The 21,424-nt window shown below is 72.7% G+C and carries 22 protein-coding genes; 11 read left to right on the forward strand and 11 right to left on the reverse strand.

What is annotated here, in order from left to right; translation table 11 throughout:
• Positions 1–59: 59 nt before the first annotated feature.
• Both ACFPCY_RS13300 and ACFPCY_RS13305 read left to right on the forward strand, forming a co-directional pair.
• On the forward strand, positions 60–1,043 hold the full coding sequence (locus ACFPCY_RS13300; protein ID WP_378254793.1) for a GlxA family transcriptional regulator: 984 nt from the start codon (positions 60–62) through the stop codon (positions 1,041–1,043).
• A gap of 227 nt (positions 1,044–1,270) precedes the next feature.
• A complete protein-coding gene (locus tag ACFPCY_RS13305; protein WP_378254795.1) occupies positions 1,271–2,179 on the forward strand; it encodes a DMT family protein in 909 nt (302 codons plus the stop codon).
• A gap of 200 nt (positions 2,180–2,379) precedes the next feature.
• Here the strand turns inward: ACFPCY_RS13305 and ACFPCY_RS13310 are convergent, their stop codons facing one another.
• The 5 genes from ACFPCY_RS13310 to ACFPCY_RS13330 form a co-directional block, all read right to left on the reverse strand.
• Entirely contained in the window at positions 2,380–3,948 is a 1,569-nt protein-coding gene (locus ACFPCY_RS13310) for an outer membrane protein assembly factor BamB family protein (protein WP_378254797.1), read from the reverse strand.
• A 2-nt stretch (positions 3,949–3,950) separates the two neighbouring features.
• The gene (locus ACFPCY_RS13315) at positions 3,951–4,901 is read right to left on the reverse strand and encodes a hypothetical protein (protein WP_378254799.1); all 951 of its coding nucleotides are present in this window, start codon (positions 4,899–4,901) and stop codon (positions 3,951–3,953) included.
• A gap of 165 nt (positions 4,902–5,066) precedes the next feature.
• Positions 5,067–5,432, reverse strand: coding sequence for an STAS domain-containing protein (locus tag ACFPCY_RS13320; protein WP_378254801.1), 366 nt, complete (start codon positions 5,430–5,432; stop codon positions 5,067–5,069).
• 139 nt (positions 5,433–5,571) lie between these two features.
• Positions 5,572–5,883, reverse strand: coding sequence for a carboxymuconolactone decarboxylase family protein (locus tag ACFPCY_RS13325; protein WP_378254803.1), 312 nt, complete (start codon positions 5,881–5,883; stop codon positions 5,572–5,574).
• A gap of 46 nt (positions 5,884–5,929) precedes the next feature.
• The gene (locus tag ACFPCY_RS13330; RefSeq protein WP_378254805.1) at positions 5,930–7,078 is read right to left on the reverse strand and encodes a serine hydrolase domain-containing protein; all 1,149 of its coding nucleotides are present in this window, start codon (positions 7,076–7,078) and stop codon (positions 5,930–5,932) included.
• A gap of 138 nt (positions 7,079–7,216) precedes the next feature.
• On the opposite strand from ACFPCY_RS13330, the gene sigJ reads away from it, so the two are divergent.
• From sigJ to ACFPCY_RS13350, 4 genes are all read left to right on the forward strand, one after another.
• On the forward strand, positions 7,217–8,098 hold the full coding sequence (gene sigJ, locus ACFPCY_RS13335; RefSeq protein ID WP_378254806.1) for an RNA polymerase sigma factor SigJ: 882 nt from the start codon (positions 7,217–7,219) through the stop codon (positions 8,096–8,098).
• Between the two features lie 71 nt (positions 8,099–8,169).
• The gene (locus ACFPCY_RS13340) at positions 8,170–8,409 is read left to right on the forward strand and encodes a hypothetical protein (RefSeq protein WP_378254808.1); all 240 of its coding nucleotides are present in this window, start codon (positions 8,170–8,172) and stop codon (positions 8,407–8,409) included.
• Positions 8,410–8,708: 299 nt separating this feature from the next.
• On the forward strand, positions 8,709–10,307 hold the full coding sequence (locus ACFPCY_RS13345) for an ArnT family glycosyltransferase (RefSeq protein ID WP_378254810.1): 1,599 nt from the start codon (positions 8,709–8,711) through the stop codon (positions 10,305–10,307).
• Positions 10,308–10,490: 183 nt separating this feature from the next.
• Complete coding sequence (locus tag ACFPCY_RS13350) at positions 10,491–11,027, forward strand: ferritin-like domain-containing protein (RefSeq protein ID WP_378254812.1); 537 nt, start codon at positions 10,491–10,493, stop codon at positions 11,025–11,027.
• Between the two features lie 83 nt (positions 11,028–11,110).
• Here the strand turns inward: ACFPCY_RS13350 and ACFPCY_RS13355 are convergent, their stop codons facing one another.
• Positions 11,111–11,377, reverse strand: coding sequence for a MarR family winged helix-turn-helix transcriptional regulator (locus ACFPCY_RS13355; protein WP_378254814.1), 267 nt, complete (start codon positions 11,375–11,377; stop codon positions 11,111–11,113).
• Here ACFPCY_RS13355 and ACFPCY_RS13360 point away from each other — a divergent pair.
• Entirely contained in the window at positions 11,349–12,212 is an 864-nt protein-coding gene (locus tag ACFPCY_RS13360; RefSeq protein WP_378254816.1) for an amidohydrolase family protein, read from the forward strand. The two genes, ACFPCY_RS13355 and ACFPCY_RS13360, sit on opposite strands and share 29 nt — an antisense overlap.
• A 205-nt stretch (positions 12,213–12,417) precedes the next feature.
• Here ACFPCY_RS13360 and ACFPCY_RS13365 read toward each other — a convergent pair whose 3' ends face one another.
• The gene (locus ACFPCY_RS13365; RefSeq protein WP_378254818.1) at positions 12,418–13,167 is read right to left on the reverse strand and encodes an SDR family oxidoreductase; all 750 of its coding nucleotides are present in this window, start codon (positions 13,165–13,167) and stop codon (positions 12,418–12,420) included.
• A 101-nt stretch (positions 13,168–13,268) separates the two neighbouring features.
• Between ACFPCY_RS13365 and ACFPCY_RS13370 the strand changes: the two genes are divergently transcribed.
• Complete coding sequence (locus ACFPCY_RS13370; protein WP_378254820.1) at positions 13,269–14,132, forward strand: MmyB family transcriptional regulator; 864 nt, start codon at positions 13,269–13,271, stop codon at positions 14,130–14,132.
• A gap of 36 nt (positions 14,133–14,168) precedes the next feature.
• On the opposite strand, the gene ACFPCY_RS13375 is transcribed toward ACFPCY_RS13370, so the two are convergent.
• Positions 14,169–14,585 (reverse strand): pentapeptide repeat-containing protein, encoded by a 417-nt coding sequence (locus tag ACFPCY_RS13375; protein WP_378254822.1) that lies wholly within the window; start codon positions 14,583–14,585, stop codon positions 14,169–14,171.
• A 183-nt stretch (positions 14,586–14,768) separates the two neighbouring features.
• Here ACFPCY_RS13375 and ACFPCY_RS13380 point away from each other — a divergent pair, with 183 nt between their 5' ends.
• Together ACFPCY_RS13380 and ACFPCY_RS13385 are read left to right on the forward strand one after the other, a co-directional pair.
• A complete protein-coding gene (locus ACFPCY_RS13380; protein WP_378254824.1) occupies positions 14,769–15,332 on the forward strand; it encodes a phosphotransferase in 564 nt (187 codons plus the stop codon).
• Positions 15,333–15,425: 93 nt separating this feature from the next.
• A complete protein-coding gene (locus ACFPCY_RS13385) occupies positions 15,426–16,550 on the forward strand; it encodes a Gfo/Idh/MocA family protein (protein ID WP_378254826.1) in 1,125 nt (374 codons plus the stop codon).
• A gap of 317 nt (positions 16,551–16,867) precedes the next feature.
• Here ACFPCY_RS13385 and ACFPCY_RS13390 read toward each other — a convergent pair whose 3' ends face one another.
• Entirely contained in the window at positions 16,868–17,230 is a 363-nt protein-coding gene (locus ACFPCY_RS13390; RefSeq protein ID WP_378254828.1) for a nuclear transport factor 2 family protein, read from the reverse strand.
• 13 nt (positions 17,231–17,243) lie between these two features.
• Positions 17,244–18,440, reverse strand: a complete 1,197-nt coding sequence (locus ACFPCY_RS13395) for an MFS transporter (protein ID WP_378254830.1) — start codon at positions 18,438–18,440, stop codon at positions 17,244–17,246.
• 251 nt (positions 18,441–18,691) lie between these two features.
• Between ACFPCY_RS13395 and ACFPCY_RS13400 the strand changes: the two genes are divergently transcribed.
• On the forward strand, positions 18,692–19,297 hold the full coding sequence (locus ACFPCY_RS13400; RefSeq protein ID WP_378254832.1) for a response regulator transcription factor: 606 nt from the start codon (positions 18,692–18,694) through the stop codon (positions 19,295–19,297).
• Here the strand turns inward: ACFPCY_RS13400 and ACFPCY_RS13405 are convergent.
• Positions 19,238–21,391 (reverse strand): sensor histidine kinase, encoded by a 2,154-nt coding sequence (locus tag ACFPCY_RS13405; RefSeq protein WP_378254834.1) that lies wholly within the window; start codon positions 21,389–21,391, stop codon positions 19,238–19,240. The genes ACFPCY_RS13400 and ACFPCY_RS13405 overlap by 60 nt on opposite strands.
• Positions 21,392–21,424: the final 33 nt, after the last annotated feature.

Genomic DNA, 21,424 nt, shown 5'->3' on the forward strand with positions numbered 1-21,424 from the left:
GTTGAAGCGGTCATCGGCGAAACAGTGGCCCGGTGGACAACCTATGGAAATATCGGGCCATGACCCCCCCGGCCCCGAACACGCCTCACCGGATCGCGGTGCTGGCCCTCGACGAGGTCTACGCCTTCGAGCTCGGCATCCCCGGTCGCATCTTCGACAGCGCCGCCGCTGACGACGGGCCCCTCTACGAGGTGCGTGTCTGCACTCTGGACGGCCGCGGCGTCCGCACCTCGGCCGGCTTCACACTGCAGCCCGACCACGACGCCGGCGCCTTGGAGTGGGCGGACACCGTCATCGTCCCCGCCCCCCAGCGGAGTCCAGCCGTCAGCGAAGGCGTCCTGGCGCCTGCCGCCGGGGAGCTGCTGCGTGCCGCGGCCGAGCGGGGCGCGCGTCTGGTGTCCATCTGCACGGGCGCCTTCGTCCTGGCGGCGGCCGGACTGCTGGACGGCCGGCCCGCCACGACCCACTGGGCGTTCACCGAGCACTTTCATCGGTTGTTCCCCGGCGTGCGCCTGGAGCCCAACGTGCTGTTCGTCGACGATGGCGAGATCCTCACCTCGGCCGGCGCGGCGGCCGGGATCGACCTCTGCCTGCACCTGGTGCGGCGGGACCACGGCAGCGAGGCGGCCAACCGCGCGGCGCGCGGATGCGTGGTGCCGCCCTGGCGCGAGGGCGGCCAAGCCCAGTTCATCGAACGACCCGTCCCCGTGGCGGCCGACACCACCACGGCCCCGGCCCGGGAATGGGCCCTCGCCCATCTCGGCGAGCCCATGGGACTGGCGGTGCTGGCGGACCGCGCGGGCATGAGCAAGAGGACCTTCACCCGGCGGTTCCGAGCCGAGACCGGTCTCAGCCCTACCGTCTGGCTTCTGCAACGTCGTCTGGAGCACGCCCGCCACTTGCTGGAGACCACATCGCTTCCCGTCGACCGGGTGGCACGTGACGCCGGATTCGGCACCGATCGCTCTCTGCGCCTGCAGCTGCACAAGGCCCTGGGCGTCTCCCCGGCCGCCTACCGCCGCACGTTCCGAGGACGGGACTGAACCGGGCAGCGCAAAGACCGAGCTCCCGCCTCCCCGAGGACAACGCGCTGTCGACGGCCGGTGCCGACGACGGGGACCACGAGGTGCTGCTCGGGGGGCGTTTCTGGAACTTCTGTTCGGTATTGCGCGTCATCTTGCGAGAGGGATGAGCCTCGACTGCGCTTCGCGCTCGTACGTCGGCGGTGGTTCCCGGTCCCCGCAGGGCGGTCACGCGAACGGAGCAATCGATGATCATTGGCCTCGTCACGGCCGTCTCGGCGTCGGCGTGTTATGGCGTCGGGTCGGTGTTGCAGGCCATGGGGTCGCGCAGGTCCGCGCGCCAGGAGGCCGCCGCGGGCGCCACCACCCAGCACGGCGGGCCCAGCCTCTCCTCGACCGCGAAGGCCGCCGTGACGTGGGAGTTCTTGCTGGGGACGGTGCTCGACTTCCTCGGCTTCGGGCTCGGGGCGCTGGCCGCGCGGCTGCTGCCGCTGTTCCTGTCGCAGACGGTGATCAGCGCCAACCTGGTGATCACCGCGGTGCTGGGCATCAGGCTGCTGGGCGTCAAGCTGAGCGGACGGGAGTGGGCCTCCATCGCCGTCGTCTGCGGGGCTCTGGTGCTGCTGGCCGGCGCCGCCGGGCCGGAGGGCGACGGACGCACTCCGATCTCCACGCACTGGTGGCTGCTGGCGGCGTCCGTGCTGCTGATCGGCGGTGGCACCGTCGCGGTGCGCTGGCTGGGGGCCAACGCGGCGATTCCGGCGGGTCTGCTGTCCGGCCTGGGGTTCGGCGTGGTGGGCATCGGGGTGCGGGTGCTGAACGGCGTGGACCCGATCGACCTCGGCGCGCTGCTGACCGACCCGGCGCTGTACGCCATCCTCGTCGGCGGCGTCGGCGGCATGTACCTGCACACCGTCGCCCTGCAGATCGGCTCGATCAACGGCGCGACGGCGGCGCTGGTGGTGGGGGAGACCGTGGTTCCGGGCGCCATCGGCGTCCTCTGGCTCGGGGACGCCTCGCGTCCGGGCTACGCGTGGGCGGCGGTCCTGGGGTTCCTGCTGGCCGTGGTCGGCGCCGTCGCCGTCGCGTGGTTCGGCGCGCCCGAGGACGCCGTGGTCGAAGAGCAGCGGCCAGAGGAACTCTCTGCGTCGAGTTGATTCCCGAACCGCGCGTCCTTCGTTGATTCCCTCGCACCGCGCGTCCCTTGGACTTCTGCCGTACGTGCGACGCCGCCGCGGACGGGCGGTCCGCGGCGGCGTGCCCGACGCGTCGACAGGAGGCGGAACGGACGCGTCAGCTAAGGGGAGGGGACGGGCTCAGACGAGGAAGAGGAACGGGATCAGCTGAGGGGACGGGGTCAGCCGGGAGAGAAGGCGTACAGCTTGTTGTTCTGGGCGCAGCCGTAGCCGCCGTCGGAGCACGCGCCGAACCAATAGCCCGAACCCCAGTAGACGGTGCCGTTCACGATCGCCGCGCCGCCCACCACGGCTCCGCCGCTGTGGAACCGCCACAGGATCGAGCCGTCGCGCGCGTTGAGCGCGAACATCGTGTCGGCGGCGCCGGCGATGCCGCCCGTGTAGACGACGCCGTTGGCGGCGCTGACGAAACCGATGTCCAGCGTCCCGTAGGGGTCGGCGACCTGCCACAGCTTGGCGCCGGTGGCCGGGTCGAGCGCCGCCCAGGAGCCGCCGGTGACGGTCGTGGTCGTGCCGTCCGCGCCGGTGATCTGGTACGGCTCGTGCTCGGCGTTGCCGATGCCGACGTAGATCCGGGTGCCGTCGGTGGCCGACCCCCACTCCATGCCGCCCAGGTCGCTGCCCGGCCCGACCTGCGTGTGCCAGTACTGGTGGCCGGTCGCCGGGTCGAGCGCCCAGTACAGGCCGCTCTTCTGCCCGACGCCGACGACGTGCCGGACGGTCCCGTTCACGGTGACGTCGAACAGGCTGGGCGCCTGGGCGAAGTCGAAGTCGGGGCCGCACTCGTCGCAGTCCTCGGTCCCGACGTCGGCGTCGAGCGTGCGGAAGGCCCACTTCACCGCGCCGGTGCCGAGGTCGAGGGACAGGACCGAGTCGGTGTAGTCGTCCGCGGCGGCGGGGGTGCAGCCGTCCTGGCCGGGCCGGGTGCACACGCCGTCCGGCACGGTGTAGTTGTTGCCGGTGGCGACGTAGAGCGAGCCGTTGAGGTGGTCCACGGCGAACGAGCTGCCCCACACCGAGTTGCCGGTGTATCCGGTGGGCGCGGTGTAGCGGCGCCACAGCACGGCGCCCGTCGTGGCGTTCAGCGCGACGACCGCGCCCCGGAACCGCACCGGGCTCGGATCGCCGAACTCCAGCCGGCTGGCCGTCCCGACGTAGACGGTGTTGCCGTCCACGACCGGCGAGGTCGTCACGATGGCCGCGGGATCGGCGTCGATGATCGTGCTCCACCGCCGGACGCCGGTGAACCGGTCGGCCGCCATCACCCGCGCCCCGCCGGTGCCGGGGACGCTGGAGACGCCGTCGCCGAAGATGACGCTCGTCGGGGTCGCGGCCGGGCTGGTCCGGGACACGTCACCCGCCACGCCGCTGTAGTACGAGACCGGACGCTGCCAGCGGACGGCCCCGGTCAGCGCGTCCAGCGCCGTGAGGTTCCCGCCGTAGTCGGGGACGAACACGGTGCCGAGCGACACGGTGGGCGTGGAGACGACGTTGCCGCCGAGCGTCGCCGTCCAGCGGGGGCGCAGCCGTCCCGCGTTGGCCGGCGAGATCAGCGCCTCCGCCGCGGCGTAGCGGGTGTTGCCGATGTTCTGGCCCGCCGCCGTCCAGTCCGGCACGTAAGGGACGCCGGAGGAGGCGGCGAGGCCGGACGGCGCCTGGGCCAGCGCGAGCACGCACGCCCCCACGGCCGTGAGGGAACCCCACGCGCGGATCCTTCTGAGGATTCCCATGGTCAGCCCTGGGCCAGGTAGGCGTGCATGATGCCCATGACGCCGGTCTCGGGCGCGTCGGTGTCGTAGTAGCTGTGGACGGTCAGCCGGTCGCCGAAGCGGATCGCGGCGATCGGGTCGCCCGCGCACACGCCCATCGAGACCAGGACGCGCATCCCGCCCATCGTGTCGTAGCCGGCGGGCGAGTCGCACAGCGTCGTCCCGGACGTGTCGTCGGTGGCCGAGACGTGCGTGCCGCCGACGTGCTGGTGGCCGTTGGCGAACACCAGCCGTCCGCCGACCGTGGACAGCCAGCTCCAGGTGCGGACGCTCTGCCCCGCCGGGACGTTGTAGGCCGAGCCGAGGCAGCCGCCGGCGTCCAGCCACAGCGACCGCACCGGCGTGGTCGTCGCCGCGCCCGCGATCGTGTAGGTGATGCTGAGGTACACCGTCTTCGGCGCGGACGAGTAGTTCATCAGGTCGGTGAGCAGCAGCCACTGGTCGAGGTTGCGGACGGCGAGGCCGTACCCGTCGGGGAACCGCTTCTCGGTGCGCTCGTTGCCCGAGGCCCAGATCCGGTCGGAGAGGGCCGGGCAGACCGCGTCGTGGGCGGCCAGGTTGCTGATGACGAAGTGGTGGAGCATCGGCCCGGTGTCCATGTTGGCGCTGGACCCGTCGGCGTACACGAGGTCGGGTTTCTCGCCGAGGATGTCGCAGGAACCGCAGGGTTTCGGGATGGCCGAGACGTTGTTGAGGATCTCGCCCGGCCGGTCCATGGAACCGGCCGGGATCGTCCACGGCCCGTAGCGGACGGTGAGTGTCTGCGTACCGGCCGCCGCGGCGCGTCCGGCCGGAAGGGCGAGGCCGACCAGCACGGACGCGGCCAGGACGGCGGCGGCCAGCGCGGCGGCGGCCAGCGCGGAGGCGGCCAGGACGGACGGCTTGGAGATCGGGGACGGGGTTCTCCGGCGCATGTGCTCTCCCCTTTCGGGGTGGGGTGGTCCTCCCGCGACGGGAGTCCGCCCAACCGTAAGAAGGCGGAGCACACGGCGAAATCAGGGAAACCACCCATTCCCGTCCCTCCCGCCCGCGAAGCCGGGAGGCAGCTGAGCGCTAGGCGGCCCGTCGAGCTCCTCCGGTCACTCGGCGGGGGTGCGGAGGGACTCGACGGCGGCTTCGACGGTGGGGCTGAACGTGAAGACCTGGTCCAGGCCGACGATGGTGAAGACGCGGGTCAGGTCGGGGTTCAGGCCGGCCAGGGTCAGGCGGGCCTGGCTCGCCTGGGCGCGCTTGTAGGCGGTGACGAGCACGGTGATGCCGGTGGAGTCGCAGTAGGAGAGGTCGGTCAGGTCGATGATGACCGGCGTCCGGGCGTCGAAGGACATCTCCTGGACGATCCGCGTCAGCTCGGGAGCGGTGTGGTGGTCCAGCTCGCCGCGCACGGCCAGCACGACGGCGCCCGACGGGTGCGGGCCGGTGACGGCGGTCAGGGTACGGTCGGTCACCTTGCCTCCTCTATGGAACGGGAACACCGTCCGCCGGGACGGAGAGGGCGAGCAGCGCGGTGTCGTCGCTGATCCCGCCGCTCAGGTCGGTGAACAGGTCGTGGACGGCGGCGAGCAGGGCGTCGGCTCCCCGCGCGGCTCAGTTCCGGGCGGCGGCCTCGGCCAGGGCTGGCGCGGCGCGCTCGGCGGGGGTGAAGAACGGCGAGCGGCGCCACGCCGCGACGGTGGTCATCTGGTCGTCGGTGACGGCGGCTTTCCGGGCCTCGGCCGCGCCGGCGTACAGGCAGGCGCCGCCGCCGTTGACCTGGCTGCCGCGCATGGCGACCAGCATGAGCGTGGCGGCGGGGACGGTTCCCTCGTCCATGTCCTGCCGCAGTGCCCGCATGAGGGCGCCGATCGCCTCGCCCGCGGCCGGTACCAGGTAGGCCGGGTTGCTCATCCGTGCCTGCATGGCGGGTTCTCCTTCACAGTGGATGCCTTCAGTCGTCGGGATCTCCTCAGCGGGCGGTGGCTGCGCGGTGGACGGCGGCGGCCAGCCGGTCGTGTTCGGGATAGGACCAGTTGAAGGAGAAGCGGCGGCGCGTGTAGCCGAAGGCGATTCCGCTGAGCGGGTCGGCGAAGGCCTCCGATCCGGCCGAACCGCCGTGGCCGAACGCTCTCGCGCTCAGGAACGGGTACCGCAGCCCTTTGGCCTGGAATCCCAGCGCGTACTGGCCCTGCGGGCCGACGACCAGGTCGCCGCCGGTGGAGTGGAGCATGGCGAACTCGCCGATCGTGTCGGGCTTGAGCAGCGGCGCGTGGCCGTCCAGCCCGGAGACCGCCGCGGCGTACATCGCGGCCAGCCCCCGAGCACTGCCGACGCCGCCCGCGGACGCCTGGCCGAGCGCCCGCACCCGCCGGGTGTTGAGGAAGGCGACCTGGTCCAGCGGCGGCGTCGAGTTCAGGCCGTACCCGATCCCGGTGATGCTGCTCGGCCCCGGGACGTCCGCCCAGAACGCGGCGGCCTCCTCCGGACTCGCCAGGCCCGGCAGCACCTCGCGGTACCGATCTTCGAGCGCGTCCGGGAGCCCGAGGTGGACGTCCAGCCCGTGCGGCGAGCGGACCCGCTCCTCGAAGATCTCCTGCAGCGAGCGGCCGGTGACCCGGCGGACCACCTCGCCCACGATCGCGAACGACACGAACCCGTCGTAGCCGCAGGCCGTCCCCGGACGCCAGTACGGCCGCTGCCCGGCCAGCCGCGCCGCGATCACCCGGTCGTCGGCGAGTTCCGTCGCCGTCAGCCCGCCGTCCACGCCGATCACCCCGGACCGGTGCGACAACACGTCCCGCAGCGTGATCCCGGCCTTGCCCGCGGCGGCGAACTCCGGCCAGCACGCGGCCACCGGCTCGTCCGGGTCGAGGACGCCGTCCTGCACCAGCAGCGCCACCGCCAGCGTCGCCGCGCCCTTGGTCGAGGAGTACACCCCGGTGAGGGTGCCGCCGGTGACGCCGTCGCCGGCCCACAGATCCACCACGCGACGGCCGTCCACGTACGCCGCGAGCTGCGCTCCCGACTCGCCGTCTTCGGCGGCCACCGCGGCGGCGAACTCCTCGCGCACCGCCTCGAAACCGTCGGCCACCGTCCCGTGGACCTCGAACTCGTCCATCGTCTCCCGCTCCGTTCGTCGCCGGTCGAAGCCCTGACGGACGGCGCGCGGCGAATGTGACCGCTCTCGTCCGTCACATCGGCGGCGTCCGGCTCGTCAGTGGTGCGAGGACCCGCACCGGCGGCGTGAAAGGCGACCATGGACGACCGCGACTTCCTGGCCGAACGGTTCGAGGAGCACCGCACCCACCTCAAGGCGGTGGCCTACCGGATGCTCGGCTCGCTGACCGAGGCCGACGACGCCGTCCAGGAGGCGTGGCTGCGGCTCGCCCGCGCCGGGACCGGCGAGATCGGCAACCTCGGCGGCTGGCTGACCACCGTCGTCGGACGGGTCTGCCTGGACATGCTGCGCTCGCGCACGCAACGCGGCGAGACGCCGCTGGAGGCCCGGCTGCCGGACCCGGTCGTGACCGAACCGGCCACCGACCCCGAGCGGCAGGCGCTCATCGCCGACTCGGTCGGGCTCGCGCTGCTGGTGGTGCTGGAAGCGCTGACCCCGCCCGAACGGCTGGCCTTCGTCCTGCACGACATGTTCGGCCTGCCGTTCGAGGACATCGCCCCGATCATCGACCGCACGCCGGTCGCGGCCCGCAAGCTCGCCAGCCGCGCCCGCCGGCGCGTCCGGGGCGCCGCTCCCGCGCCCGACCCCGACCCGGTCGCCCAGCGCCGCGTCGTCGACGCCTTCCTCACCGCCGCGCGCGACGGCGACTTCGACGCGCTGGTGGCCGTCCTGCACCCGGACGTCGTCCTGCGCGCGGACGGCGGCAAGGCCCTGCCCGGCGGCATGCGGGTCCTGCGCGGCCGCGACGCGGTGGCCGGCCAGGCCGCCACCTTCCACCGCACGGCGCTCCGCACCACCAGCCGTCCCGCCCTGGTCAACGGAACCGCCGGCCTGGTCAACAGCCTCGACGGCGAACCGTTCTCGGTGATGGCCTTCACCGTCACCGACGACCGGATCACCGCCATCGAGATCCTGTCCGACCCCGCCCGCCTAGCCGCCCTCAACCCCACCGTCCCCTAGCGCCGATTGCGGCCACCCCTTGATCGTCGACCTCCCTGGTGATCCGACGGCGCAGCGAGGACGATCGAGGCATGGGGCTGGTGTTGGCCGTTCTCGGCGCCGTCGCGATCCTGCTGGTGATCGGTGTGCTCTTCGACCGGAGGGACCGTCGCCGGGGACACCGGATGAACGATGGCATGTACCTGTCCTCGACCTTCCGTGAGAACCGCCGAGACCTGAAAGCGTGGGAACACAGCACGCAGGGGACGGCCAACACGGACGTCTCCTGGATGGCCTACCGGAACCCCGGCCGTCCACCCGGCGCCATGTGAAACCCCGAACGGTCAAGGGATCAGTGCAAGGCGGTCGGCCTTGCTGTTTCGGACGTGCCTGAACCGGCAGAAGTCGCGCGTTTCTGATCCGGCCCGCACACGCCGGCATCGGGTTGCGCCACCGGAATACGTGAACGGGACGCGGGTCCGGCCCTCGGTCGTTTATGATCTTGGATTCCGCTTGTTTGTGGCGGTTTACGGGGGTTCGGGGTGTCTTTGTGTGATCGGGGAGTGCGAGCAGAGGAGATCGCCCAAGGGGTGATCCGGCGCTGTCGGGGATTCCTGCGGAAGTGCCGGGCGTGACCGGCGCGACGGCTCCGTCGCGCCGGAGTCCGGCGGGGGCCGGGGCCAAGCCGTTCGCCCGCATTCGCGGTGGCGGGTTCCCGGCCGCGCTCATCGTGGTGTCGCTGTGGGCCGCGGTCCAGAACCTGGCCAATCTCGCCGTGCCCAGGCATCTGGTCGATGAGCTGATCTATGCGACGGCAGGCTGGCGCTACCTGCACGGCCGGCGGCTTCCCCTCCCTCCCGCCGGCACGTTCACGGTGGACAACGTCGAGCACCCGCCGCTGGGCAAGTACCTGTTCGGAATCGCCCAGGTGATCGCCGGGCACCCGAGCCTGCCCGCGTCCCGGTCGGTGGCGGCCCTGTGCACGCTGGCGACCGGTGCCGTGCTCGGCTGCTGGATCGGCCGCGTCGCCGGCAAGTGGACCGGCCTGCTCGCCGGGGCGCTGATCACTCTCGTCCCCACGCACGTTCCCGGTGTGGACTACCGATTCGGGCGGTACGCGATGCTCGACCCGGTCGCGGAGCTGTTCGCGACCGGCGCGGTGGCCGCCGGATGGTTCTGGTTCCAGCGCCGTGGACGTCGCGGCTGGCAATGGGCCGTCGCCACCGGCGTGCTCACCGGGCTGGCCGCCGGAGCGAAGGAGAACGGCTTCCTCGGCGTGATCGGTCCGGTGTTGCTCGGCCTCGTGCTCGTCCTGCGCGATCGGCGCGAGCTCGCGACCCGGTTGGCGCAGACCGGCGCCGCGAGCGTCCTGGCCGCATCGACGTTCGTCGCGCTGTACCTGCCGCTCGGCGACCCGCTGCCGCGGATCCGGTTCATGCTGGAATTCCAGTGGAAGCATGCCGAAGGCGGCCACTTGGTCGGCTTCGCCGGACGCGTCACCGCCCACCCGCCCTGGTGGACGAACCTGTGGTTCGCCGGGCACGGCCTGAGGCCCGTGGTGGTCGGCGTCCTGGTCGTCGGATGGGGGGCCGCCGTGGCCCTGCGCCGGGACCGGCTGGTCGGCTGGTGCGCCGCCGCGCTCGTCGCTCCCGGGGTGTTCCACTGCTTCCTCGCGAAAGTGGTCCTGGGGTTCTACTGGGTGATGTGGCTGCCGGCGGCGATCGCGACGGCGGCGCTCGGCCTCGCCGCGCTGGCCCGGCACGTCAGCACCGCCCGCCGCGGGATCCGGACGGGTGTCGCCGTCCTGCTCGCCGGCGCTCTCACCTGGACGGCGGCCCTCGCCGCAGCCGACACCCGGCGCACGTTGGACGCCCGGATCGTCGGCACCGCCTACCTCCCGAAGGTGATGGCGCGCAGCAACCTGCATGGAGAGGTCCTGGCCGGCGGACTCTACGACTGGGAGTTCGACGGCGTCCGGCTGCCCGGCGCCGTGCGCTTCCAAGTCCCTGCCGACCTGAGCCGAGTGGACACCGTGGTGATCGGACGGCCGCGCTGCCGGACACCGGTCGGCGCCGACGTGCGCGCCTTCCTCGCGGCGAACCGCGGCGCGCTGCGGCCGGTCCATCGCGATCACGTGATCGTCGTCTACGCCGTCCGGGGGCGCCTGCACGCGCCCACGCGCGCGGAGGTCGCCGCACAGCCGCCGTGGAACCTCGCCGCCTACTGCTGACGCCGCCGCATTCCGACGAATTCCAAGGCTCAGAATGCGGGGTCATCGCACGCTCTTGCCGAGGCCAATGATTCCCAAAACAATGGCGTGCGGAGCAGGGCGGATACATGTCCGCGAGAGGCGTGATTATGCAGGTGAGGCGGGGTATTGATGCGGTAGAGCGCATGATCAAGAGGAGTGGACATGCTTGAAAGTGACTTCAGCATCGACGTCGCGGCGATCCGTGAGCGAGCCCGGGCCAAAATGGAGGAAGGGCCGGTGACCCCCACCTACGGATCCGATGTCACGAAGGTCATCGCCGTCCTCAACGACGTCCTCGCCACGGAGATCGTGTGCTGGATGCGGTACACCCAGAACGCCATCGCGTGCACGGGGATCGACAGCGCCCAGGTCGCGGACGAGTTCCACGAGCATGCGAAGGAAGAACGCCAGCACGCCCTGCAGGCCGCCAACCGCATCAGCCAGCTCGGCGGCGACCCGGACTTCAACCCCGAGACGCTCACCAAGCGCTCGCACACCCCGTACGCGACCTTCGACGACAACGACCTGACGAAGATGCTCAAGGAGAACCTCTACGCCGAGCGGATCGTCATCCAGTCCTACCAGGAGATCATCCGCTGGCTCGGCGAGGCGGACCCGACCACCCGCCGCGTCATGGAGGACATCCTCGCCGAAGAAGAGGACCACGCCGACGACCTCACCGACCTCCTCGGCGTCTGACCCCGCCGTCCGTCCAGCGCCTTTCGGGCGGCGGACGGGCGACAGGCTTCGTCGTCGGGCCGAGGCGGCCGGGGAGTGGTCGCTCAGTCGCGGTGCGCGGCTCGCTTTCTCGACCATGCGGCGGCGTCCGCGCCGTAGCGGACGAGGAGGCGCGCGAACTGGATCCGCTCCTCCGGTGACCAGGCGGCGGTGATCTCCTGGAACGCCTTCCGCTGCTCGGCGGCGAAGCGGTCGCGTTCGGCCTCGCCGTGCGCGGTGAGTTCGAGCACGGTGCGGCGTCCGTCGATCTGGGACGCCGCCCGGCGCAGCAGTCCCTCCTCTATGCAGGCGGCGACGGTCCGGCTGGCCACCGGCTGGGCGTTCTCCAGCACTCCCGAGGAAGCGGCCGCGTTCGTCCCGCAGCTCCTCGCCCGCGGCTCCGACTTCATCAAGTTCATGATCGACGACGGCACCGTCGAGGGGCATCCCGGACTGCCCTCGCTCGACCAGGCCACCCTGAACGCCGGTGTGGCCGAGGCGAAGAAGTACGGAGTCCTCACCGTGGCCCACGCGCTGACCGTGGACGCCACCCGGATGGCCGTCGAAGCCGGCGCCGACGGCCTCACCCACGTGTTCATGGACCAGCCGCACACCGCCGAGATCATCGGCCTCATCAGGGACGCGGGCATGTTCGTCATTCCCTGCATCAGCCTCAACGCCTCGATGATGGGCATCACCGGCAGCGCGCTCGCCGACGACCCCCGCGTCGCCGCCCGCCTCGACGACCAGTGGGACCGGACGCTGCGCTCCAGCTACGACCGCTACCCGCAGGGCAGGCTGGACGAGGTGTACGACACCGTCCGCGCCCTGGACGCCGCGGGCGTGGACGTCCTGGCCGGCACGGACGTCTCCATGCCCGAAACCTTCTTCGGGGGCCTGGCGCACGGAGCGAGCCTGCACCACGAACTGCAGTACCTCGTGGCCGCCGGCCTCACCCCCTCGCGAGCCCTGCGAGCGGCCACGGCGACCACGGCGCGCCGCTTCCGCCTCAGCGACCGAGGCCGCATCGCCGAGGGACTCCGCGCCGACCTCCTGCTGGTCGACGGCGACCCGACCAGCGACATCGGCGACACCCTCAACACCCGCGCCGTCTGGCGCCGCGGCCACCGCCTCGCCGCCGACAGCATCCCCGCGCCCCTGAAGTAGAGCGATAGGCGAACGGTCAGGACGAAGGATCGGACTGGGCGTCCGGCCTGTTCTTCTAGGACGTAGCCGACGGTGAAGCGCAGCACCGTCAACACGATCAGGCGCGCCGCCGCAGCGGGACGCCCCGTCCGACCAGTGTGCTCATCGCCAGTTCGGTGATGGCGGCACTGACGTGGGGAGGGCGCCACACGCCGCCCGTCCGGAGTCAGGCGGGCTGGCCGATCGGACGGATCGTCACCGTGTTGACGTCGACGCCCGCCGGCTGGTCGAGCGCGAAGCCGATCGCCTCGGCCACCGAGTCCGGGCTCATCGCGATGGGCGGCGCCTGGCCGTGCCAGAACGCGGTGTCGATCATGCCCGGGTTCACGAGCGTGACGCCGATGCCGCGCGTCGTGGCGTGCAGGCGGAGGTTCTCGGCGAAGCCGACCACCGCCCACTTCGTGGCGGAGTAGAGGTTGCCCGGGCTGTTCTTGATCCCGGCGACGCTGCCGATGAGCACCAGCCGGCCGCCGGACCGTTCGAGGTGCGGCAGGGCCGCCCTGGCCAGCAGGGCCGGGCCGAGCACGTTGGCGAGTACCATCGGTGCCCACAGCTCCGGATCGCCGCCGTCGAGGACGCCGGCACCGCCCATCCGGAAATGGTCCGCGGACGCGCCGCCCGCGTTCGCGACGGCCGCGTCGAGCGACCCGAAGCGCTCCACCGTGCTGGTGACCGCCGTCTTCGTGGAGTCCCAGTCGGAGGCGTCCGACTCCAGGCCGAGGACGCGGTCCGCGTGGCCGACGTCGTCGAGGAAGGATTTGAGCCTGCCGGGGTCGCGCCCGGTGACGGCGACCCGGTGGCCGCGCGCCAGCAGGAGCCGGGCGGTCGCGGCGCCGATCCCGCTCGTGCCCCCGGTGATCAGGACCGTCTTTCCGGCGACCGGCGGTACGCCGGAGTCAGTGAGTGAGGTGTTCATGGCGTCCACTCTGTGGCGCGGCGCGGACCCGCGACAGTTGCTCGCGAAGGTGGGGACGGCATCCCCTGGTCCCGGCGGGGCCGCCCGGGGAGGCTGTGCCCATGCCGAACGCTAGGTACTCCGAACTCGGGGGCTTCCTGCGCTCGCGACGCGAGCGGATCCGTCCCGAGGAGGTCGGGCTCGCGCCCGGCCCGCGGCGCCGCGTCCCCGGCCTGCGTCGCGACGAGGTCGCCGTTCTGGCCGGCGCCTCGGTGGAGTACTACACCGAGCTCGAACGCGGTGCCGGATCGCAGCCGTCCGACCAGATGCTCGCCGCGCTCGCCCGCGCGCTGCGCCTCAACCGCGACGAACGCGACCATCTGTACCGGCTGGCGAACCGCCCGATCCCGCCCGGGGGAGGGACGGCGTCCCACGTCCATCCCGCGATGCTCGACCTGCTGACCCGGATCGACGGGACCCCGGCGATGGTGAGCACCGACCTGCACACCGTCCTGGTCCAGAACCCGCTCGCCATCGCGATGCTCGGCGACCTGTCCGCGCACCGCGGCCGCTCGGCGAGCTTCATCCACCGATGGTTCACCGACCCGGCCTCGCGGCGGATCTACCCGCCGGAGGACCACGCCCCGCAGTCGCGCTCGTTCGTCGCCGACCTGCGCGCGGCGGTCGGGCACCGCAGCCCGGGCGACGCCGAGGCGGCCGACCTGGTGGACGAGCTGCTCCGGCGGTCGCCGGAGTTCGAGGCGCTCTGGGCCGACCAGGACGTGGGGGTGCGCAGGGACGAGCGCAAGCGGATCGTCCACCCCGCCGTCGGCATGCTCGACCTCACCTGCCTCAGCCTCTTCAGCGAGGACGGCCGCCAGCGGCTGCTCTGGTTCACCCCACGCGCCGGGACCGACGCCGCCGAGAAGCTCGCCCTGCTGACCGTCCTGGGCACGCAGGCGATGGCGACCGAACCCGTCCGATGAACCGATCGAAGAAACACCGCACGAACGATTGACCGTTTACCGATCCCAGCCGATCACTCGTTCGGTTTCCAGGCCGCGGACGATCGCGTTGTCGAACTGAGCGCCGGTGACGTCGGTGAGGCCGTACGGCGGCGCACCGGTGTTGACGAAACCGAACCGCGCCCCAGCCAAATCCGTATCACGCAGGTCGGCGTCCCGTAGGTCGCATCCGGCCCAGCTCACGCCTCGCAGCGAGGCGCCCCGTAGAACGGCTCCTCGCAGGTCACAGAGCTTGAAGGAGCAGCCGTCCAGGGTGGCGTGACGGAGGTCGGCTGCGACGAAGGAGCACCGTTCGAACCACAGGTGCAGTGCTCGCAAGGAAATCAGGTCCTGGCCGTCGAACACCTGGCGGCTGACGGTGGTGTAGCGCGTCAGAGCACTGAGCGTCCGCTTGGATGGCGTTTCGTCGGCCATGACGCCATGGTGCCAACCAAGCCCACGGTCAGGCACCTCGATTACACGAGCACGGGTTCCTCGCATATTCAGGACGACGGACACACGTGTGGTTTCGTTCGGTCGCGGACGATTGGCAGGGCGAACTCGATGCCCTCGCGCTCGTTCAGCCTTTTTGGATCTGAAGCCGTAGCGTGGCGTCGTATGACCGACGCCGAGATCGAGATCACCGCAGATCTGGTTCACGACCTGTTGCGGGAGCAGCATCCGGACCTGGCGGGGCTGGCCGTCCGCGAGGTGCCGGGTGGCTGGGGCAACCAGATGTGGCGTCTCGGGGACGAGTTGGCCGTGCGGATGCAGCGCATGGACCCCACGCCGGAGCGCCAGCTCAAGGAGCGGCGGTGGCTGCCGGTGCTGGCTCCGCGCCTGCCGCTTCCGGTGCCGACCCCGGTGCGGTTCGGCGAACCGTCCGAGCGCTTCCCCAAGCACTGGACCGTGATGACGTGGGTTCCGGGCGAGCCGCTGGACCACGGCTCGATCAGCCGCGGCACGGGGCCTCCCTGGTGGCAAACCACACTGGGGCCCCGCAGGCCGAGCCGCACTCGCCCGTGTCCTGAAGGACGTCTGACACCCCCACCGCCGACGCCCCTACCGCAACATCCCCGCCGCCGTGCAGCGATGCCAGCGCCTCACGCGGTCTTGGTCTTGGTGCGCGGTGTGCGCGACGTGCCGGAGAGCGGGAGCCGCTGGGCCTGCTGTCCCGCGTAGTGAGTTTTATACCTGTCGGTACGTTTTTCTCTTGCGGGAAGGGGCTGGGCGCTCTAGTTTCGTACCGCTAGGTACGTAACTGAGGGGTGAGGCATGATCCGAGTCGGAGTCGTCGGGGCCAGCGGGTGGGCGGACGGGTCGCACCTGCCCGCGCTGGCCGCGCTGGAGGCGTTCGAGGTGACCGCGGTCGCGACCACCAACCAGGCCAGCGCGGACCGGGCGGCCGCCGCACACGGCGTGCGGCACGCCTTCGCCGACGCGAACGAGCTCGTGGCTCATCCCGATGTCGACCTGGTCGTCGTCTCGGTGAAGGCGTCCGGGCACGCCGACGTGATCAGGGCCGCGCTCAAGGCCGGCAAGCACGTCGTGTCCGAGTGGCCGTTGGGTGTGGACGCCGAGGAAGCGAGCGAGCTGGCCCGGGCCGCCGACGACGCGGGCGTCGTCCACGCGGTCGTCCTCCAGGGGCACCACTCGCCGAGCGCCCGCTTCGTCGCGGACGTGCTGGCCGAAGGCCGGATCGGCACGCTCGAATCGGTCGCGCTGGTGGCCGAGGGCGCGCCCTGGGGCGGCAGTCGCATCTGGCCGAACCTGGTGTTCGGTCTCGACCCCGCCGAGGGGACCAACATCGTGACCATCATGGCGGGCCACTTCCTGGCCGCGCTCGAACGGGTCGCGGGTCCGCTCGTCGAGGTGTCCGCGCGCCTGCCCCGCACGCACGACCGCGTGCTGGTCGCCGGGACGGAGCAGACCGTGCCCAACGCCACGCCCAGCCACGTGCTCCTGCACGGAGTCCTGGCGAGCGGCGCCACGGCGTCCGTCACCGTCCACGGCGGCAACGGGCCCATCCGGGACGGGTTCCTGCTCAAGCTCGTCGGCAGCGAGGGAACCCTCACCGCCACCCCGTCCCAGCGCGAGGCGTTCATCCACTGGCACGACTGGGACATCAGGATCGGAGACGACGCCGTGGCCGTTCCCGACGCCTACCGCACCGTCCCCGACGCCGTCCGGTCCGGCCCGCCGGCCAACATCGCGGCCCTCTACCAGGAGGTCGCCCGGGCCATCGCCGAGGACCGGCAGCCGCACCCGAGCTTCGAGACCGCCCTGCGCCACCATCGGCTCCTCGCCGCCATCGAGCGGTCCGCAGCCGAGGGAACCCGCCAGGAGATTCCGGAACGCGCCCGCCCCGACGCGCGTCCGGAACCGTCGGCCGGACGTTGACGCCCACGCCCGGCGCCCGCACGGGCGCCGGGCCACGCGTCCAGACGGGCGCCGGGCTACGCGTCGGGACGGGTGCCGGGTCGCGCGGCCGGACGGGCGCCGGGTCGCGCGTCCGGACGGGTGCCGGGCTACGCGGCCGGACGGGCGGCAAATCACGCGGCCGGATGGGCGGCGGGGCGCGCGGCTGGACGGCGGCCGCGCGGGCGCCGACCGGCAGCGCAGCCGGCTTCCGGGGGACGCGGCGGCCGACGACCGACCGAGGCGCTCTAGCGAGCCCCGAGGACGCTCTCTTCCCGGAGGCGCATCGACGGTTCCGGTCAGGCGACCGGGTTGCCGCTGGCGGTCGTCTCGGGGACGTCCTCCCGCACGTCCCAGTGCTCGGCGATCAGGCCGTCGGCGATGCGGAACACGTCGATCACGGCGGTGCCGCGCGCGCCGGGTTCGGCGGTGAAGAGGCTGTGGACGAACACGAGGTCGCCCTCGGCGGCCGTCCGGCGGACGTCGAAGTGCAGCCGGGGCAGCTGCTCGCGCAGGCCGTCGATGAAGTGGACGAGCGGCTCGCGTCCGTTGGGGAGGTGCGGGTTGTGCTGGATGAGGTCGTCGGCGAAGAACCGCTTGGATTCCTCGGTGCGGCCCTCGTTCCAGACGGTCTCGATGTAGTCGCGGACGAGCTGGGACATGGCGGTCTGCCTTTCAGTGGTGGGAGAGGGCCGGACTTTCGGGAACGGCCGGGACGTGTGCGGGACGGCGCATGGACGCCAGGTGGGCGGCCGTCGCGAGGGCGAGGGGGAGCAGGGCGATGCCGGAGAGCGGACGTGCGCCGAGGGCCGGTAGCAGGGCGCTGCCGGCGAGGCTTCCGAGGCTCATGCCCAGGTAGAGGCCGGAGGCGTTCAGCGCGAGCAGGATGCCGCGCCGCTGCGGGTGCAGTTCGACGAGCCGGGCCTGCTGCGGGGCGATGAACAGCCCGCTGGCGAACGCCCACAGCGCCAGCGGCGGCAGGGCGAGCGGAAGCGATCCGGGGAGGGCGGTCAGGACGGCGAAGCCGGCCGCGAAGCATCCGAGCGCGAGACCGACGGTGCCGGGGCCGCCGAGCCGGACGTACAGGCGGGAGCCGAGGACGTTGCCGGCCGTCCCGAGCGCGCCGAAGCCGAACAGGACGAGCGCGACGGTGCCCTGTGCGGCCCCGAACCGGGCGGCCAGGTAGGCCCCGGCGACGCCGTACACGGTGAACTGCGCGGTCATGATCATGAAGGTGGTGCCGACCATCGGCAGCGCGCCGGGGGAGCGCAGCGTGTCGCCGAAGGTCCGGACGGTCGGGGCCGGCTCCGCCTCCACGCCGGGCAGGAGCCGCGCCACCAGGACGAACGCGACGGCGGTCAGCGCCGTGACGGCCAGCATCGTGCCGCGCCAGCCGAGCGCGTCGCCCGCCGAGGAGGCCAGCGGGACGCCGAGCACCGAGGCGGCGGTCATCCCGGCGAAGACGGTGGCCAGCGCGCGGGGCCGCTGGTCGTCGGGCACGATCGCCGACCCGGCGGCGGACGCGGCGGGCCCGAACACCGCGGCGCCGAGCCCGGCCAGCACGCGTGCCGCGCACAGCGTCGGGTAGTCGGGCGCCACGGACGCGGCGACTCCGCCGAGCACGAGCAGTCCGAGGCCCAGCAACAGCGCGCGCTTGCGGCGCACGCGTCCGAGCACGATCGTCGCGGCGGGCGCCGCCAGGGCGAAGACCAGCGCGAAGATGGTGACCAGCGTGCCGACCGTGGCCGGTCTGACGTGCAGGTCCCGGCCGATCGGGGCGCTGAGGCCGACGACCGCCAGCGAGGCGGTGCCCAGCGCGAAGTAGCCGAGCGAGAGCGCGAGGAGCGCCGGGGATGAGGAACGGGTCCGCAAGAGGCCCTCCCTTCTCAGGAGTTCGGTCAGTGACGGGGAAGGACAGTGATGGGGAAGGACGCCGTCCGGGCGCGGATGCGCGGCGTGCGCGGGGCCGCGCTCCGGCACCGTCACCGGCGTCCGTGACGATCTTCGGCGAGCGGACCGGGCGGGCACAGTGTCGGAGGTCACCGGGCGGGTGTGCAGTTTGCACACCGTCCGCACTGCGCGCGGCACACCCGATCGACGATCATGGACGGCGGAGGGTGGGAATGATCCGAGTTCTGATCGCCGAGGACATGCACCTGCTCCGCGAGGCGCTGGTCGAGCTGCTGGCGCTGGAGGACGGCGTCGAGGTGGTGGCGCAGGTGGCGTCCGGCGCGGAGATCGTGCCCGCGGCGCGGCGGCACCGGCCGGACGTGGCGGTGGTCGACATCGACCTGCCCGGGATGGACGGCGTCGCGGCGGCCGCCGAGCTGCGCGACCGGCTCCCGGAGTGCCGGGTGCTGATCCTCACCGCGCTGAGCCGGCCGGGCCAGCTCCGCCGCGCGCTGGCCGCCGGGGTCGCCGGGTTCGTGCCGAAGGACCTGCGGCCGGCCGAACTGGTCGCGGCGATCCGCACGGTCGCCGCGGGCGGTCAGGCGGTCGATCCGCAACTGGCGGTCGCGGCGCTCCGGTCGCCCCCGAACCCGCTGACTCGCCGCGAGACCGAGGTGCTGCGGCTGGTCGCGACCGGTGCCGAGCTCGCCGACGTCGCCGGACGGATGGGCCTCACCTACGGGACGGTGCGCAACTACCTGACGTCGTCGGTGGCGAAGCTAAACGCCCGCAACCGCATCGACGCCGTCCGCATCGCGCGGGAGGCCGGCTGGTTCTGAGGGCGGCGGCTGCGTTCCCGTGGCCGACTCGGGTCCCGTACCGAACTCGCTTCGCGTGGCGGACTCGGTTCGCGTGGCGGACTCGGGTCCCGTAGCGAACTCGGCCGTCACCTCGAAGCGTCCACCCGGCCCGGGCCCGGCCGTCAGCCGCCCGCCGGTCCGCTCGGCCAGGCCGGCCAGTCCGGACCCCGGCTCCCCGCGCGCGGGCCCGGCGCCGTCGTTGGCGACGTGGAGCCGCACCGTACCGCCGGCCCGGGTGACCGTGATGGTGCACGTACGCGCCTCGCTGTGGCGCAGGACGTTCGTCACGCACTCGCGCAGCACCGTCGCGAGCGCGGTGTCGACGTCCTCCGCGAGCGGCCCGGCGTGCCCCTGCGTCCGGACGGTGATGCGCGCGGCGGTGAGGACGTCCGCCGCCGCGTCCAGCTCCCGGTCCAGCCGCAACCGGATCCGCCCGCCGGTGATCGAGCCGAGCTCGGCGCGGGACCGTTCCACCAGCTCGACGAGCGCCGTCAGCTCGGCGGCGGCCCGGTCCAGATCGCGCTCCAGCAGCCGCGCGGCCAGCTCACCGCGCAGCGCCACCGCCGACAGGGCGAAGCCGAGCACGTCGTGCAGGTCGCGGGCGACGCGCAGCCGCTCGGCGGCGGTCACGGCGCCCGCCACCTCGTGCCGCGCCCGCTCCAGCACCACCACCAGATCGGCGAGCCGGACCAGGCTGGCGAACAGCCACGCCAGGATGAGGTCGGAGACGGCGTTGCCGATGTGCGTGACCAGCGACATCGTGGGCAGCGAGAAGTACACGAACGCGACGTGCATCCCCAGCAGGCCCGCGGCGAGCGCCCACGACCGCGGCGGCCGGAACGTCACCAGCGCGCCGCCCATGACGAAACCCCAGAGGTACGTCAGCCAGGCCAGCGACGGCGAGACGGCGAAGAGCGCCCAGACGCACGGCCCCAGCAGCGCCCAGGCCGCCGTCCAGCGCGCCGCGGTCCGCCGGACGAGGAGCAGCGCCATCGCGCCGGCCACGACCGGGACCGCCACGACCAGCCAGCGCACGTCCCCGCCCGGTTCGGACGCCATGTACACCAGGTTCTTCGCCGCCTGCAGCACGATGACCGCCAGCAGGACGGCACGGGCCAGCCGCGGCGAACCGATCGCGGGCGCCGCGGCCGGCTCTACGGCGACCCGGTACCGGCTCGCCGTGGCCCGGACACCCGCCAGCGTCCGCCGCGCGGCCTCGGTAGCCGCGCCGACCTCGGCCAGCGCATCCCCAAGCACGCCGCCGGACCCACTGCCGGCCGCACCCGCCGGCACGCCGCTGGCCGCGCCGCCGACCGCGCCGCCGGGCTCGCCGCCGGGCCCGCCGCCGGACGCGCCGCCGGACGCGCCGTCGGGTGCGGCACCGGATGCGGCACCGGGTGCGGTGCTGGGTGCGGTGTTCTTGAGCGTGGTGTTGCCGGGTGCGGCGCGGAGTGCGCGGTGTAGACGGTCGGTGATGGACGCCAGTTCGCGGTCGATGTCGCCGCGCAGCTCGCCGTCCAGCCGCAGCCGTTCCCGGACCAGCGCCAGCCGCGCCTGCTCGGCCCGGGCCGCGTGCAGTTCGTGGATCATCTCGGCGAGCGCGTACAGGCTGAACACGATCAGCCCGTCGGTCGCGCAGGCCGCCGCCTGCCGGACGCAGTAGTCGAAGGGCTCCCCCAAGAGCGCCTCGCCGCCGAAGGTGGCCGCGGTGACCAGCACGAACACCGGCCAGGCGATCCGCTGGGGGAGCGTGCACAGGACCGCCGCGGCGACCGTCCAGGGCAGCCAGCCCCAGTCCGTCCCGACCACGGCGAACGGCAGCAGGGCCAGCGCCGTCACCGCACCCAGCAGCCCGTACCGGACGCGTCGCCGCGACCTCCAGCGCGGGAGCAGCAGCGCGATCAGCGGGGGATAGGAGGCCGCCGCCAGCGCCACGGCCACGCCCGACCCGCCGGCCTCCGCCTCGAAGTTCGCGCGCATCACGAACAGCAGGACCAGCGCCGTCCACAGCATGCCGCGCGCCATCCGGAAGGGGAGGTCTTCGGCGTCCGCCGCCCGCGGCTTTCTGATCATCGCACCACCTTTCCCGGTCGCCCGGACGAGCGT

The sequence above is a fragment of the Actinomadura gamaensis genome, assembly GCF_042652125.1.
In the GTDB taxonomy this organism is placed as follows: domain Bacteria; phylum Actinomycetota; class Actinomycetes; order Streptosporangiales; family Streptosporangiaceae; genus Spirillospora; species Spirillospora gamaensis.

What these genes read in the sequence shown, in the direction of transcription:
- ACFPCY_RS13300 (WP_378254793.1), top strand. Translation starts at nt 60, where the DNA reads ATGACCCCCCCGGCCCCGAACACGCCTCACCGGATCGCGGTGCTGGCC.
- ACFPCY_RS13305 (WP_378254795.1), top strand. Translation starts at nt 1,271, where the DNA reads ATGATCATTGGCCTCGTCACGGCCGTCTCGGCGTCGGCGTGTTATGGC.
- ACFPCY_RS13310 (WP_378254797.1), bottom strand. Translation starts at nt 3,948, where the DNA reads ATGGGAATCCTCAGAAGGATCCGCGCGTGGGGTTCCCTCACGGCCGTG.
- ACFPCY_RS13315 (WP_378254799.1), bottom strand. Translation starts at nt 4,901, where the DNA reads ATGCGCCGGAGAACCCCGTCCCCGATCTCCAAGCCGTCCGTCCTGGCC.
- ACFPCY_RS13325 (WP_378254803.1), bottom strand. Translation starts at nt 5,883, where the DNA reads ATGCAGGCACGGATGAGCAACCCGGCCTACCTGGTACCGGCCGCGGGC.
- ACFPCY_RS13330 (WP_378254805.1), bottom strand. Translation starts at nt 7,078, where the DNA reads ATGGACGAGTTCGAGGTCCACGGGACGGTGGCCGACGGTTTCGAGGCG.
- sigJ (WP_378254806.1), top strand. Translation starts at nt 7,217, where the DNA reads ATGGACGACCGCGACTTCCTGGCCGAACGGTTCGAGGAGCACCGCACC.
- ACFPCY_RS13340 (WP_378254808.1), top strand. Translation starts at nt 8,170, where the DNA reads ATGGGGCTGGTGTTGGCCGTTCTCGGCGCCGTCGCGATCCTGCTGGTG.
- ACFPCY_RS13350 (WP_378254812.1), top strand. Translation starts at nt 10,491, where the DNA reads ATGCTTGAAAGTGACTTCAGCATCGACGTCGCGGCGATCCGTGAGCGA.
- ACFPCY_RS13360 (WP_378254816.1), top strand. Translation starts at nt 11,349, where the DNA reads ATGCAGGCGGCGACGGTCCGGCTGGCCACCGGCTGGGCGTTCTCCAGC.
- ACFPCY_RS13365 (WP_378254818.1), bottom strand. Translation starts at nt 13,167, where the DNA reads ATGAACACCTCACTCACTGACTCCGGCGTACCGCCGGTCGCCGGAAAG.
- ACFPCY_RS13370 (WP_378254820.1), top strand. Translation starts at nt 13,269, where the DNA reads ATGCCGAACGCTAGGTACTCCGAACTCGGGGGCTTCCTGCGCTCGCGA.
- ACFPCY_RS13375 (WP_378254822.1), bottom strand. Translation starts at nt 14,585, where the DNA reads ATGGCCGACGAAACGCCATCCAAGCGGACGCTCAGTGCTCTGACGCGC.
- ACFPCY_RS13380 (WP_378254824.1), top strand. Translation starts at nt 14,769, where the DNA reads ATGACCGACGCCGAGATCGAGATCACCGCAGATCTGGTTCACGACCTG.
- ACFPCY_RS13385 (WP_378254826.1), top strand. Translation starts at nt 15,426, where the DNA reads ATGATCCGAGTCGGAGTCGTCGGGGCCAGCGGGTGGGCGGACGGGTCG.
- ACFPCY_RS13390 (WP_378254828.1), bottom strand. Translation starts at nt 17,230, where the DNA reads ATGTCCCAGCTCGTCCGCGACTACATCGAGACCGTCTGGAACGAGGGC.
- ACFPCY_RS13400 (WP_378254832.1), top strand. Translation starts at nt 18,692, where the DNA reads ATGATCCGAGTTCTGATCGCCGAGGACATGCACCTGCTCCGCGAGGCG.
- ACFPCY_RS13405 (WP_378254834.1), bottom strand. Translation starts at nt 21,391, where the DNA reads ATGATCAGAAAGCCGCGGGCGGCGGACGCCGAAGACCTCCCCTTCCGG.